Here is a 13,190-nt window from a genome sequence, read left to right on the forward strand (position 1 = left end):
TAGAACTCTCTTATAAATATTAATAAAATTGGGATATTGCTCCTATGTAGGATGATGAATTTATAGCTTTAAAGTTTGATGATGAACAGAAGTTTTTTCTTTTATAAGGGGTGCTGTTTAGCATTTATTTTGTAGTGGGAAATTGTGAGAGTGGTAAAAAATAAAATGCAAATGCAAGAGAACAAAAATTCTCTTCCTCGCTTTATTCATTTGAGAGTGCATTCAGCTTATTCCTTGCTCGAAGGGGCTTTAAAAATCCCCCAAATTATTCAACAGACGATTTTAGATCATGCACCAGCGGTTGCTATTACCGATACCAATAATTTATTTGGTGCTTTGGAATTTTCACAGCATTGTCTTTCTCATGGGGTCCAACCTATTATTGGTTGTCAGCTTACTGTTGATTTTTGTGATGAAAATGATCATTCACGTTTGGCTAAATGGCGTAATCCTTCTGATTTTTGCTCTATTGTTCTTTTGGCTGCTAGCGAAACCGGTTATGCTCATTTGGTTCGTCTTGTGAGCCGTGCTTATCTTGATAAGTGTGATACTGATCCTCCTCATATTAAAGCTGATTGGTTGTCAGAACACAGTGAAGGCATAATCGCTTTAACGGGTGGAAAGGGAGGACCTATTAATCTTTCTTTGGCAGAAGAGAAAAAAGAACATGCTGTTGAGCGCTTAATTTATTTGAAAAAATCTTTTGCTGATCGTCTTTATGTGGAGTTACAACGGCATGGCTCTTATGACCGGAGAGTAGAAGCTGATCTTATTGAATTGGCTTATGCGCATGAAATTCCTCTTGTAGCAACGAATGAAGCTTTTTTTCTGCAAAGAGAAGGGTATGAAGCGCATGATGCGCTGATGGCTGTTTCAGAAGGACAAATTGTCTCTAATCCAGATCGCAAACGTGTGACACCAGATCATTATTTGAAGTCACAAGATGAAATGGTTACACTGTTTTCTGATCTTCCAGAAGCTTTGGAAAATAGTGTTGAAATTGCATTGCGTTGTCATATTGCCTCGCCTCTTCGAAAACCGATATTGCCTCGTTTTATAGAACAATCTGTTAATTCAGAAACTACTTTAGAAATAGAAGATAGTGAGTTATTAAATCAGGCTAAAGATGGTTTGAAGATTCGGCTTGAAACAATAGGGTTGGCTGAAGGGTATACGATTGCAGATTATGAACAGCGGCTTGATTATGAAATTTCAGTTATTACGCGTATGCAATTTTCTGGATATTTTCTTATCGTTTCAGATTTCATAAAATGGGCAAAGGTTCATGACATTCCCGTTGGACCAGGCCGGGGTTCTGGTGCTGGTTCACTTGTTGCTTATGCATTGACGATTACTGATGTGGATCCCTTGCGGTTTTCTCTTCTCTTTGAACGTTTTCTGAATCCAGATCGTGTTTCGATGCCAGATTTTGATATCGACTTTTGTCAAGAGCGGCGCGAAGAAGTTATTCAATATGTTCAAAAAAAATATGGACGTGATCAAGTTGCTCAAATTATTACTTTTGGTAAGTTACAGGCACGTGCAGTTTTGCGTGATGTGGGGCGTGTTTTAGAAGTTCCTTATCGTCAGGTGGATTATCTTACAAAATTAATTCCTGCCACCCCAGGAAGTCAGGTAGAATTAGCTGATGCTATTAAGGATGAACCTAAATTTGAAGAAGAAAAGAAAAAAGATCCCGTTGTTGGACGCGCATTAGATATAGCGCTTCAGTTGGAGGGACTTTATCGTCATGCTTCAACTCATGCTGCTGGGATTGTTATCGGAGATCGTCCACTTTGGGAGCTTGTCCCGATGTATCGTGATCCTCGTTCTGATATGCCTGTTACACAATTTAACATGAAATATGTTGAACAAGCGGGGCTGGTAAAATTTGATTTTCTTGGATTAAAAACGCTTACTGTTTTGAAAATGGCAGTCGATTTTGTTGCCAGAAAGGGGATTAAAATAGATTTATCAAATATTCCTCTGAATGATGAAGCAACCTACGCTATGATGGCACGTGGTGAAACGGTTGGCGTGTTTCAGGTGGAAAGTTCTGGTATGCGCAAGGCGTTGATTGGAATGAAGCCAGACCGTATTGAAGATATTATTGCGCTGGTTGCACTTTATCGTCCAGGTCCAATGGAGAATATTCCAACCTATAATGCACGCAAACATGGGGAAGAGGAAATTGCTTCTATTCATCCTAAAATAGATCATCTGATCAAAGAAACACAAGGTGTGATTGTTTATCAAGAACAGGTGATGCAGATTGCTCAGGTTCTTGCTGGTTATTCGCTTGGAGAAGCTGATTTATTACGTCGTGCTATGGGGAAAAAAATTCATGCTGAAATGCAAAAACAGCGTACGCGTTTTGTCAATGGAGCTGTTGCTGGTGGTGTGGATAAAGATCAAGCTGATATTATCTTTGATCTTTTAGCAAAATTTGCCGATTATGGTTTTAATAAATCGCACGCTGCTGCTTATGCAATTGTTTCTTACCAAACAGCTTATATGAAAGCAAACTATCCCGTTGAGTTTTTAGCTGCTTCAATGACATATGATATGACGAATACAGATAAGCTCAATGATTTTCGGCGTGAAGCATTAAGGTTGGGTATTGAAGTTATTGCACCTTCTATACAAACATCTCATCGTGTTTTTGAGGTTGGTGATAACTGTATTTATTATTCTCTTGCTGCCATTAAAGGAGTGGGAGAAACGGTTGTAGATCATATTGTTTCTTGTCGTGGGAATAAGGTTTTTAAGGATTTGGAAGATTTTTGTGCGCGTGTTGATCCTCGTATTGTTAATAAGCGTGCGATGGAAAGTTTAGTTTGTGCTGGTGCTTTTGATTGTTTTAACATTGCACGTGAGGTTTTATTAGCCAATCTTGGAACCCTTCATGCGCGTGCACTTCGTATTCTCGATGACAATTCTAGCGGGCAGGTTGATATATTTGGAATGGCAGGCGGATTAAAAGAACCATTGATTTTATCGCAAACAACCCCTTGGTTGATGGCGGAAAAACTTTATCGAGAATTTCAAGCTATAGGTTTTTACTTTTCTGCGCATCCTTTGGAGGAGTATCAAGCTATTCTGAACAAAAAACGCATTCAGACTTGGGGTAATTTTGCCAATGCCGTTAAAGGGGGAGCAACGGCTGCACGGCTTGCTGGAACTGTTGTGGCAAAAAACGTGCGCAAAACAAAATCTGGTAAAAAAATGGGAATTATTCATTTTTCTGATACAAGTGGACAATATGAAGCAGTTCTCTTTTCTGAGGCACTCTCGGATTATGAAGAGATGCTAGAACCCGGAAAATCTTTTATTATTACGGTGAGCGCAGAAAATCGTTCTGAAGGAGTTAGTTTGCGAATTGAAACAATTCAGTCTTTGGAAAATGAATCATTACAACAGCATAAAATGATGCGTCTCTTTATAAAAACAGTTGATATGCTTCCACAAATTGAACAAAATTTAAATCTTGGGGGGAATGGAGAGGTTGGGCTTATTTTAATTCAAGAGGATGGATTGCGAGAAGTCGAAATTGCGCTTCCTAAGCGATATAAGGTAAATTCACATGTCGCAAATGCTATGAAATTAATTCAGGGTGTTGTTGATGTAGAATTGAGTTAAAGAAAGATTAAAGATGGGAGCTGATTTTGAGTGGTGTTTTTGCTTTTAGGAGAGCTAAAAATGGAGCTTTTAAAATCGGATTGTAGGTTTCGAAAAATATAGCTTTTATTTGAGTAAATTATGATATTTTTTTAGTGTCATAAAATTAAAAAAAATCTCGTTCTTTCGTAATATTCAAAGTGCCGGAAGGATTTTATAAGTTTTTATCATTATTTTTTATAGAACTCATCGCATCATACATGTAAAGCCAATTGAGATCTGACATAATGCTCTCTGGTGTACGAATTTTCATCATGAGATTGCGTGCAATTGCTATGGGACCGGTTGCGTGATAGGCCAATCTATTGAAATCTCCGCGTTTTTTTACTGCTGCAATACGGGGTGTGCGTGTTGTTTCGTAAAGCGAAAGTGCTTTCGTTAATGAAAAATCTTTCAATGAAAGTGCTTTTGCTAATGTGGCGGCATCTTCGATTGCCATAGCGGCACCTTGTGCTGCAAAAGGTAAGGCAGCATGTGCGCAATCGCCAACAAATACTTGTCTCTCTAAACCGATAAAACGATTTTGTTTCATTTGAAAGAGTGGCCAATAGCTCCATTCATCAATATGATCGAAGATTTGTAAGATTTTTGAATTCCAATCTTTAAAAAGAGATTTGAGTTTTTCTTTATCTCCTTTATGGGCCCATCCTTCTTTTGAATTTTCTCCATGCGTAATGGCGACAAAATTAAAAATTTTTTCTGACGATTGAATGGGGTAGACAACAAGATGATTTTGGGGTCCCATCCAAGCCGTAATTGTCTTCATATTTTGCAATGAAGAACGAAAGTTTTGAGGAAGATTATCAAATGTTGTTGTTGCACGCCAAGCAATAAAGCCACTAAAATTTGCTCTCTCATGAAAAGGAGATTGTTGCCGTAATGTTGACCAAACGCCATCACATCCGATCAGGAGGGGCGTTGAATAAAGCTGTTCTGTTGCCGTATCTGTTTTTATTGTCGTGATTTTAATGTTGGTTGCCGATTGGGTAGAAGATACAATTGTTTCGCCTGCTTTGTATTTGATCAAAGGATTTTCAATCACTGCATTATATAAAATTTTTTGTAAAGCCGCGCGGTGAATCGTCATATAGGGGGCTTTCCAATATTTTTCTGTTAGATTAATAAGATGAGCCCGTAGATGTATTTTTAAAGATAATCCATCTTTTAACTCAAGAAAATCTGGGATTGTCGCGACTTCAGAGAGTTTGTTAAGAAGTTCCCAGCGAGCAAGAATAGATGTTGCATTTGGTGTCAATTGAATACCAGCGCCTATCGTTTCAAGTTGTTTACACTTTTCGATAATGGTGCTTGCAATTCCTTTATGAGAGAGTGCTAAAGCAGTGCTTAAACCAGCAATTCCTCCTCCAACGATGATGGGTGTTTGGTCCACAAATGATTTCATATTAAACAAGTAGAGTGTAAAAAGTGGCTATTTAAGAAAACCCTAGAACACATTATAATAGCTTGTCTGGATGATATAAACATCCTGTTGGGTTTGTTTGATTGTACGATAGCGAGGGAACATAACGATAAAGGGTTGAGCAATAAGGGCAAATTTTCTCATCAGCTGCTCCCATGTCGATAAAGATATGAGGATGATCGAATGGTTGTGTAGCGCCTACACACATAAATTCTTTCACACCAATTTCGATTGTTTTATATCCAAGATCATTTTGGAAATGGGGAATATTGTGATCAGCCATGGCGTACAAACTCCAGAATAAATTTTCTCATCAGCTATGATTGAGCTCTTCTATTTTATAGGCGTGAGTTTGTAATAAAGCGTATCATAATGCAAGCTGCTTTTTAAGACAAATTTCTCCTCTTTTATGCTATATTAAAATAGCTGTCTTACTTTTAGTGCTTTGCGCTTCGTTTCAAGTATTTTTAAATATTAAATGGAAATATAATAAAAAAGTTAGGCATTGACGCATTATTATGATGATAACATATTATAAAATATTATGTGAGATATTTTATCAAAGATTTTAGAAAGTATAAAAGAAAATTATTTAGGATATATGGCACAGAGGGTGGTAAATAAAATTTCTATATCGAATATAACAATGAAAAATCCGGTACGGTTTATTAATCGAGAGTTTTCATGGCTACAATTTAATAATCGTGTTTTGATGGAAGCGGCTAATTCGAAACATCCTTTATTAGAACGTCTACAATTTCTTTCTATTTCAGCTGCAAATCTTGATGAGTTTTTTATGGTTCGTGTTGCTGGACTGGCGGCTCAAATTCGTTCTTATGTTACAGTATGCAGTGCAGATGGGCACACTCCACAGGAACAGCTTGATATTGTATTAGCTGAGATTTCAAAGCTGCAGGCTCATCAACTACGAGAATTGAATGTTTTACGTGATGAATTAAAAAAGAATGATATTGAAATTATTTGTTCTGATGATCTTTCAGAAATTGAAAAATCATGGCTTGAAAAATATTTTCTTGAGACAATTTTTCCTGTTTTAAAACCTTTGCCTGTTGATTCTACTCATCCTTTTCCATTTATTCCTAATTTAGGGCTTTCTCTTGCGATTCAATTGTCTGGAGGAACTGATCAGAACTCACACACAGTGTTGTTACCTATTTCAATGCTTTTGAGACGTTTTGTTCTTCTGCCTCAGAAGGGCAATCATTTTCGTTTTATTGCCTCTGAAGATATTATTTCTTTTTTTATTAAACAGGTATTTCCTAACTATGAGGTTAATGGAATTGGTACATTTAGAGTAATCCGAGATAGTGATATTGAAGTAGAAGAAGAAGCTGAGGATCTTGTCCATTTTTTTGAAACTGCTCTCAAAAGGCGGCGCCGTGGGCAGGTTATTCGTGTTGAGTTTGACGCAAAAATGCCAGAGAGTTTACGCCAATTTATAGCGAAGAGTCTCGCTGTTCCTGATAATTGTATTAATGTCCTTGATGGATTTTTAGCGCTTAATACGGTATCAGAAATTGTTTCTATTCCCCGTGATGATCTCAAATTTATTCCTTATATTCCTCGTGTTCCGGAATGTATTCGTGAACATAATGGGGATTGTTTTGCGGCTATTCGTGAAAATGATATCGTGATTCATCACCCCTATGAGACATTTGATGTTGTTGTCCAATTTTTACGTCAAGCTGCTTGTGATCCTGATGTTGTGGAAATTAAACAAACTCTTTATCGTACATCAAATGATAGCCCAATTGTTGGCGCTTTGATTGAAGCCGCTGAACAGGGAAAATCTGTGACTGCTTTGGTAGAACTTAAAGCGCGTTTTGATGAGGAAGCAAATATTCGTTGGGCACGGGATCTTGAAGGTGCTGGGGTTCAAGTTATTTTTGGTTTTATTGCATTAAAAACGCATGCTAAGATGTCATTGGTTGTGAGACGTGAGGGAAAACGTCTTCGCTCTTATGTTCATCTTGGAACAGGAAATTACCATCCCGTTAACGCTAGAACTTATACTGATCTTTCTTTTTTTTCTACAGATGATGTTATCGCTCATGATGTTGCGTTATTGTTCAATTATATTGCGCAATATGAGCGTCCAAATGAAACCATGAAGATTGCTTTTTCACCCTTAACATTGCGTGGTCGTATCTTAGAGCATATTGAAAGAGAAATTGCTCATGCACACCAGGGAAGATCTGCTGCTATTTGGATGAAAGTTAATGCATTGGTTGATCCTGAAATTATCGATGCTTTATATCGTGCCAGTCAAGCAGGGGTGCAAATTGATTTGGTTGTGCGGGGAATATGTTGTTTACGTCCTGGTATTCCAGGAATTTCAGATAATATTCGTGTAAAATCAATTGTAGGGCGTTTTCTTGAACATAGTCGCATCTTTTGTTTTGGGAATGGTCAAGATTTACCCAATGAAAATGCACTTGTTTACTTAGGCTCTGCCGATATGATGCCTCGTAATCTAGATTACCGTATTGAAATATTGGTTCCAGTTTTTAATAAAATGGTGCGTCGGCAGATTCTTTTACAAATTATGTTGGCTAATATCATTGATAATCAACAAAGCTTTGATATACTTAAGGACGGAACATCAAGACGTGTCACACCACAGAGAGGTGAAAGTCTGTTTAATGCGCAGGAGTATTTTATGGCGAATACGAGTATTGCGGGGAAAAATGAGTCTTTTGAATCTTCTGTCTCGCGCTTGGTTGCGTTGCATCGGCAACAAGCCGAAACACATAAAGACTAAAATCCAATGACATATGGAGATGCTCAAGGTCGGCTAAAAGGGCGTAAACCTGTTGCTGTTATTGACATTGGTTCAAATTCTGTTCGGCTGGTTATTTATGAGGGGCTTGTTCGCTCACCAACGGTTTTGTTTAATGAAAAGGTTCTTTGTGGTCTCGGTCAGGGTGTGGCAAAAACGGGATTTTTAGAAGAAAAGTCGATGAAAATGGCGTTACAAACACTGAAACGGTTTCGTACGCTTTGTCGACAGATTGGGGCAGATGAGGTTTATACTTTAGCAACGGCAGCAGCACGAGATGCAACAAATGGTGTAGCGTTTATTCAGCATGCTGAGGATATTTTGCAAAATAAAATATATCTTCTTTCAGGAAGTGAAGAAGCTATGTATTCAGCCTATGGAGTTGTTTCTACTTTTTATCAACCAAAGGGTATTTCTGGAGATCTTGGTGGCGGAAGTCTCGAGCTGATTGATATTGATCATTCTGATGTGGGTGAAGGGATAACGCTTCCATTAGGGGGATTACGGTTACAGTATATGTCAAATAATGATACTACTGTAGCGACAAAAATTGTACATGAGCAATTTTATAAATCTTCTGTTGCTCGTACGCGTAAAGGCATAGCACGTTATTTTTATGCTGTAGGGGGGACATGGCGTAATTTGGCAAAGCTCCATATGGCAATGAAACACTATCGACTCCCTGTTATGCATGGCTATGAAGTTGATGCCGTTGAAATGGAAAGTTTTTTACGTCTTGTAGCAAGTGGTAATATTGATAATATGAGAGGAATTGCAGCGGTTTCTCAGAATCGCCGGAAACTTTTATCTTATGGAGCAATAGTTCTTATTGAACTCATTCAGTGTATGGAGTTTGAAAAGATAATCTTTTCTGGTGCTGGCGTTCGTGAAGGTTTTCTTTATTCACGATTGCCGCAGGCGATTCGACTTTCAGATCCTCTCATTGCGGCGTGCACAGAAATGGCTACTTTACGGGCACGTTCACCAAAACAAGCAGAAGAACTCATTGATTTTACGACGAATGCCTTTGAAGTTTTTGGAATTTCAGAAACTGAAAATGAATACCGTTATCGTCAAGCCGCTTGCCTTCTTGCTGATATTGGGTGGCGTATACATCCAGATTATCGAGGCAATGAAGCGGCAAATCAGATAGCATTAGGATCTTATCCAGGAATTTCTCATGAAGGGCGCCTTTATGCGGCGCTTGCTGTTTTTTTTCGCAATACGAGTTTACTGGTTGATAAAGAATCTCTTCCCATTTTTCAGTTAGCAACTCAAAATATAATTGAAAAAGCACGTATTCTTGGTGAAACTATGCGTCTTGCTCATCTTTTTAGTGCTTCTGTTGCAGGGATTTTACCTCATTTATTGTGGCATAAAAAAACAAATCATATTATCCTGCAGATTCCAAAGAATTACGCTGGGTTATTAGGAGAACGTCCTCTTGGACGATTAAAGAAGTTATCAAAAATAATAAAACAACCTCTCGCTTTTGAAATTTTTTGATTTTTTATCCTCATTTATTCGCGTTTCATATCTTATAAAAAGTGCTATTATTAAGTATTTTAGTTGCTATGCGGCTCATTTTTGATTGTTAAATTGCAATTTCTATAAGTTTTTTATAGGTATGGTAATGTGAGATATTATATCTCCGCGCTTTCTTATTACGCTAGGCTGCTATTTTTTTAATGAGACATGTTTTTATTATAAGAATTTTTTCTTTTTAAAACTTTTAAATGAGAAACTATCTATTTTTCTAGATTTTCCTTAAAATAAGATTGCTATTTGGTTGATCTGATAAAGATTTAACTGTCATTTTTAATAAGAATTTACTATTAAGTTTTTAAATTTGTCAGTAGTAGGCTCTATTTAACATATTTTCGTTGTTCTATATATTAATTGATGTAGCTAATGACTAGCATAATGGATTTTTTAAAATGAGAATGTTTTTAAATTTATTCAGAGTCTCTTCTACATTTTTCAAATAAAATTGGTTTAATTTAATAAGGTGCGATTGCAAAATTTTTCTCTTTTGATTAAAACTGTTTTGTGCTTATTTTCCCATCATTAAAGTAAAAACCTATTTGTCCCTTTAGTAGTTGTTCGGCTTTTTGACCAAATATTTCATAGCGCCAGCCATTCATAGCGGGGATATTTTTCTTTATTCCTCCATTGGCGATTTTTTCTAAATCATTGGATGTTGCAATAATTTTAGGAGCAATGCTGTTTTCGTTTGCAACAAGTTTTAATAACACTTTGAGCAGGTCGATAACAGCGGTTGTCGTATCATTGAGTGGATTATATTTAGGAATGGGGGGCAAAGTAGAAAGATCTACCTCTAAGCCTTCGTGGACAGCTTCGATTAATGATTGCGCAATTGAGAGTTTATCCCAATTCTTCTTATTAAGACCGCGCAATCGTTTTAATGCAGATTCATCTTTTGGTTGTTGGGTGGCTATTTCTATAAGGCATTCATCTTTCATGATATGACGACGTGGCATATTGTATCTTCGTGCTTCACGTTCACGCCAAGCTGCTATCTTTTGTAATACAGCGAGTTCACGTGGTTTTTTAATTTTTCCTTTCACTTTTTTCCATGCTTCATCTTCTGGCATATCATAGGTTTTAGGATTTAAAAGGATTGTTATTTCATCATCCATCCAGTGAGTTCGTTGATTTTTCTCTAACCTTTTTTTCAATAACAAGTAAACATCTCTTAAGTAAGTTACATCGGAAAGTGCATAGAGCAGTTGTTTTTCAGACAAAGGGCGGTAACTCCAGTCTGTAAAGCGGGAGGATTTATCAAGATGATGCCCTGTACAGCGTTGTACAATTTGATCATAGGAGATAGAATCACCAAATCCACAAATGGATCCTGCTATTTGTGTATCAAAGAGAGGGGAAGGAATAACACCTCCAAGGTGATAAATTGTTTCAATATCTTGGCGCGCAGCATGAAAAACTTTTACAACTTTTTTATCGATCATAAGGTCAAAAAATGGTTGTAAATTAATATCTGGTGCTATGGGATCAATCAAAACTGTAACATCTGGTGATGCGAGCTGTATTAAACACAGTTGAGGCCAAAAAGTTGTTTCGCGGATAAACTCAGTATCGACTGTTACAAAATCAGAGGTACGTAGAGCGTTAAGTGCAATTTCAAGATCTGTTGTTTGTGTAATAAGATTCATCATTTTATTATAATTCGATAAATTAAATTTGTCCTTTGTTGACTTTATTTTTGAGTTTTTATTCTCATATCTTGACAAATGGTTATTAAAAAGCGTTTGTAGCGCATGTGAATATTATAATCAAAGGCAAAAAAACATGCATCGTTATCGCAGTCATCATTGTGCGGCTCTTCGTAGATGTGATGTAGGAACACAAGTTCGTCTTTCGGGGTGGGTTCATCGTGTTCGTGATCATGGAGGGATTCTTTTTGTGGATTTACGTGATCATTTTGGAATCACACAAATTGTTGCTGATCCTGCTTCACCAGCTTTTAAAGTTATTGAAAAAGTGCGTTCTGAATGGGTTATTCGTGTGGATGGGGAGGTGTGTGCTCGTTCTGATGAGGTTATTAATGCAACGCTTCCAACAGGTGAGATTGAAATTTTTGCACAAGAGGTAGAAATTCTTTCAAAATCTGATGAGCTTCCTTTACCGGTTTTTGGTGAGCCTGATTATCCAGAAGATATTCGATTAAAATATCGTTTTCTTGATTTGCGTCGGGAGACTATGCACAAAAATATCATGCGTCGGACTGAAATTATTGCGGCTATGAGACGGGCTATGCAAAATAATGGTTTTACGGAATTTACGACGCCACTTTTGACAGCTTCATCGCCGGAAGGAGCGCGTGATTTTTTGGTTCCAAGTCGTGTTCATCAGGGAAAATTTTATGCGCTACCGCAAGCGCCACAGCAATATAAACAATTGTTGATGATGTCAGGTTTTGATCGTTATTTTCAGATTGCTCCATGTTTTAGAGATGAAGATCCGAGGGCCGATCGTCTTCCCGGTGAATTTTATCAATTAGATGTTGAAATGAGTTTTGTTGAGCAAGAAGATGTTTTAGCAACTATGGAACCTATTATGCGTTCTATTTTTGAAGAATTTGCAGATGGAAAGACTGTGACACAAAGCTTTCCTCGCATTTCTTATGATGAAGCAATACAGAAATATGGTTCAGATAAGCCTGATCTGCGTAATCCGATCATTATGGAAGATGTTTCTCAGCATTTTTATAATTCTGGTTTCAAAGTCTTTGCTCAAATTTTAGCGAATGATGAGAATGCACAAGTGTGGGCTATTCCAGCTAAAACGGGTGGAAGTCGTGCTTTTTGTGATCGTATGAATGTATGGGCGCAAGGCGAGGGGCAACCAGGGCTCGGTTATATTTTTTGGCGTGAAGAAGAAGGAAAATTTGAAGGAGCAGGGCCTATCGCCAAAAATATTGGTGAACAGAGGACTGAAGCAATCCGTATACAGCTTGGGCTTGAAAGTGGAGATGCCTGTTTTTTTGTAGCTGGCGATCCAAAAAAGTTTTCATCTTTTGCTGGGGCAGCACGCATAAGGGTAGGGGAAGAATTAGATCTTCTCGATAGAGATAGTTTCTCTTTGGCGTGGATTGTTGATTTTCCATTTTTTGAATGGAATGAAGATGAAAAAAAGATTGATTTTGGACATAATCCTTTTTCCATGCCTCAAGGGGGAGAAAATGCCCTTGCCTGTCAAGATCCTCTTACTATTAAAGCTTTTCAATATGATCTTGTTTGCAATGGTTATGAAATTGCATCAGGTGGAATTCGTAATCACTTACCAGAAATGATGCTTAAAGTTTTTGAACTTGTAGGACTTTCTAAGGAAGTTGTGAAAGATCGTTTTGGTGGTCTTTATCGTGCATTCCATTATGGGGCTCCACCACATGGTGGTATGGCTGCGGGAATTGACCGCATCATTATGCTGTTGCAAGGTGTTAAAAATTTGCGTGAAGTTGCTTTATTTCCTATGAATCAACAAGCACTTGATCTTTTGATGAGTGCTCCGTCTGAGGTTTCTTCTACACAATTACGTGATTTAGGAATCCGCATGGCTCCTACTCACAAAAATAGCTCATAAAGTTGATAATGGATTGTTTTCATCTTTTCTACGTAGAGTGAAGTTTTTGTGCCTCTCAAAAGCCATCGGTGTGTATGTACTGTTTGTAAAATTTAGATAGGTAAAAACGCTATTGTGTTGATTTTTTACGAGGCATTTTTATTCCTTGTTTCTATAGTGGCTCTTCCCCTT

General features: G+C 37.5%; 7 protein-coding genes. 4 read left to right on the forward strand and 3 right to left on the reverse strand.

Annotated elements, in window-relative coordinates:
* The first annotated feature begins 171 nt into the window (after window positions 1-171).
* A complete protein-coding gene (gene dnaE / locus ACFILW_RS03210) occupies window positions 172-3,639 on the forward strand; it encodes a DNA polymerase III subunit alpha (RefSeq protein WP_375685173.1) in 3,468 nt (1,155 codons plus the stop codon).
* Window positions 3,640-3,832: 193 nt separating this feature from the next.
* Here dnaE and ACFILW_RS03215 read toward each other — a convergent pair whose 3' ends face one another.
* Both ACFILW_RS03215 and ACFILW_RS03220 read right to left on the reverse strand, forming a co-directional pair.
* Entirely contained in the window at window positions 3,833-5,080 is a 1,248-nt protein-coding gene (locus tag ACFILW_RS03215; protein ID WP_375685166.1) for an FAD-binding protein, read from the reverse strand.
* A gap of 52 nt (window positions 5,081-5,132) precedes the next feature.
* Complete coding sequence (locus tag ACFILW_RS03220; protein ID WP_375622401.1) at window positions 5,133-5,381, reverse strand: zinc-finger domain-containing protein; 249 nt, start codon at window positions 5,379-5,381, stop codon at window positions 5,133-5,135.
* A gap of 318 nt (window positions 5,382-5,699) precedes the next feature.
* Between ACFILW_RS03220 and ACFILW_RS03225 the strand changes: the two genes are divergently transcribed.
* Entirely contained in the window at window positions 5,700-7,880 is a 2,181-nt protein-coding gene (locus ACFILW_RS03225) for an RNA degradosome polyphosphate kinase (RefSeq protein ID WP_375622402.1), read from the forward strand.
* Between the two features lie 6 nt (window positions 7,881-7,886).
* Window positions 7,887-9,404: an exopolyphosphatase gene (gene ppx / locus ACFILW_RS03230; RefSeq protein ID WP_375645845.1), complete on the forward strand. Its 1,518-nt coding sequence runs from the start codon at window positions 7,887-7,889 to the stop codon at window positions 9,402-9,404.
* A gap of 530 nt (window positions 9,405-9,934) precedes the next feature.
* Here the strand turns inward: ppx and rnd are convergent.
* Window positions 9,935-11,092: a ribonuclease D gene (gene rnd, locus ACFILW_RS03235; protein WP_375685167.1), complete on the reverse strand. Its 1,158-nt coding sequence runs from the start codon at window positions 11,090-11,092 to the stop codon at window positions 9,935-9,937.
* A gap of 133 nt (window positions 11,093-11,225) precedes the next feature.
* Here rnd and aspS point away from each other — a divergent pair, with 133 nt between their 5' ends.
* The gene (gene aspS, locus ACFILW_RS03240) at window positions 11,226-13,019 is read left to right on the forward strand and encodes an aspartate--tRNA ligase (RefSeq protein ID WP_375645847.1); all 1,794 of its coding nucleotides are present in this window, start codon (window positions 11,226-11,228) and stop codon (window positions 13,017-13,019) included.
* Window positions 13,020-13,190: the final 171 nt, after the last annotated feature.

It is taken from the genome of Bartonella sp. TT110JLCBS, from assembly GCF_042193405.1.
Lineage (GTDB): Bacteria > Pseudomonadota > Alphaproteobacteria > Rhizobiales > Rhizobiaceae > Bartonella.

Excerpts from the sequence above, each read along its gene's own strand:
- ACFILW_RS03220 (WP_375622401.1), bottom strand. The coding sequence starts at position 5,381 with ATGGCTGATCACAATATTCCCCATTTCCAAAATGATCTTGGATATAAA.
- ppx (WP_375645845.1), top strand. The coding sequence starts at position 7,887 with ATGACATATGGAGATGCTCAAGGTCGGCTAAAAGGGCGTAAACCTGTT.
- aspS (WP_375645847.1), top strand. The coding sequence starts at position 11,226 with ATGCATCGTTATCGCAGTCATCATTGTGCGGCTCTTCGTAGATGTGAT.
- ACFILW_RS03215 (WP_375685166.1), bottom strand. The coding sequence starts at position 5,080 with ATGAAATCATTTGTGGACCAAACACCCATCATCGTTGGAGGAGGAATT.
- ACFILW_RS03225 (WP_375622402.1), top strand. The coding sequence starts at position 5,700 with ATGGCACAGAGGGTGGTAAATAAAATTTCTATATCGAATATAACAATG.
- dnaE (WP_375685173.1), top strand. The coding sequence starts at position 172 with ATGCAAGAGAACAAAAATTCTCTTCCTCGCTTTATTCATTTGAGAGTG.
- rnd (WP_375685167.1), bottom strand. The coding sequence starts at position 11,092 with ATGATGAATCTTATTACACAAACAACAGATCTTGAAATTGCACTTAAC.